The organism is Pararcticibacter amylolyticus (genome assembly GCF_003130405.1).
Classification (GTDB): Bacteria; Bacteroidota; Bacteroidia; order Sphingobacteriales; family Sphingobacteriaceae; genus Arcticibacter; species Arcticibacter amylolyticus.
In genome coordinates this window covers 456,486-458,030 of sequence record NZ_QEAS01000002.1, presented here as the reverse complement: position 1 = coordinate 458,030, position 1,545 = coordinate 456,486, and the positions used below count along the sequence as shown (strand labels likewise).

Genomic DNA, 1,545 nt, shown 5'->3' with positions numbered 1-1,545 from the left:
GCCGTCTTCCTGCAAATTTGTCGATGATGTTCATTACGTCTACGCCGTCCTGGCCGGTGCAGGGATTGGGGCCGGTTCCTTGGAAGTACTTCACAACTTCTTCTATCATGGGTTGCTGGATGTGCTGCGGCAGTTGGAATTCAATACGTTCTTCTTTATCACCAAGCTTTAAAATATAGTAATTGCCGAAAACGGAAAATGAGATCTTGCCAGCGGATCCAATTATTTCACATATATCTTCACTGGCGTTTGGAGATACGCTGAACGACCATATACCATTGAACAGGACATTGTTTTCAAACAGGATTTGTCCTGCTACGAGATCGTCGGCATTATAAGCAGCTGCCTGATTAAGAGAAAGGCCGGAAGCATGTTTCGCTTTTCCAAAGAACCAGATCATCAGATCCAGCTGATGGGGGGCAAGATCGTGAAATAATCCGCCGCCGGAGACAGCGGGGTCAAGCCGCCAGTTTTCCTCTGACCGGGCAATCATATCGGACTGCAGGGGCTGAAACAAACGGAGGTTTACCAGCCTGGTGTCGCCTATCGTGTGCTCTTTTAGTAATTCTTTAATTTTTTTAAACAGGGGGAGGCCTCTGCGGTAATGAGCTACGGTATAGGGTACACCATATTCCGTAGCAGCCTGGTTCATTTTGGCAGCTGATGCCGCTGAGAGCGCTGCCGGCTTTTCTACATATACTGGCTTTCTTGCTTTCAGTGCTGCGAACGTATACTCTTCGTGAGATCCCGGAGGTGTAGCGATGTAAATGGCATTGACCTCGGGATCGTTAATTAGTTCTCTCGCGTTACTATACCAGTGAGGCACAGCATGGCGCTTTGCATAGTCGGCAGCCTTGGCTGCATCACGCCGCATTACTGCTATCAGTTCTGAACTTTCGACCTTATTAAAAGCAGGTCCGCTTTTTACCTCAGTCACATTTCCGCAACCGATAATTCCCCATTTTATTGTTTTCATGTTTAAAAGCTATAAGCTGTCAGCCATCGGCAATCAGCTTTATGTGTGAAACCTTATTGTTTACGAATTACGATTTAACCATTATGGCATTGAATTATAATTGCAAATTGTTGTTCAGTTACTTATTACTTATACCCCTTGTGTGGTTTAACCGGCAATACTCAACAGAGTTAATAAACCGATCAAACACCCTGTTGCCGATCTGTTGCGTAAATGAATGCATATCGGCAAGTATTCCTGTTGAGGTAAACAATAAAGACTGCCGGAACTCAGCTGACAGGAACCGGAGGATCCTAATCGTCCTCGGGGCCGGTAGTTTCGTTCGGGTTGGCTCCTGATTGGCTTCGGATCTGCAACGCTTTCCCTACGCTTTCGGAACGCTTTCCCTACGCTTTCCGTTCGAGATTTGTCGAAGCAGAAGCGTAGGGAAAGCGTTCCGAAAGCGTTACTGATCAGAAGTCAGTCAGGAGAATGTCGAAGCCGGTCCGAAGCCATTATGCAGCTTACGTGGGAAGATGGTGCAAGCTGTTTTTTCATGTATTTATTTTTACCTAAACCGCACGACGGGT

The 1,545-nt window shown here is 46.5% G+C and carries 1 protein-coding gene; it reads right to left on the bottom strand.

What is annotated here, in order from left to right; translation table 11 throughout:
• Positions 1–976 (bottom strand): Gfo/Idh/MocA family protein (locus DDR33_RS04355; protein ID WP_109414526.1); only part of this gene is annotated, 976 nt, incomplete at its 3' end.
• Positions 977–1,545 lie beyond the last annotated feature (569 nt).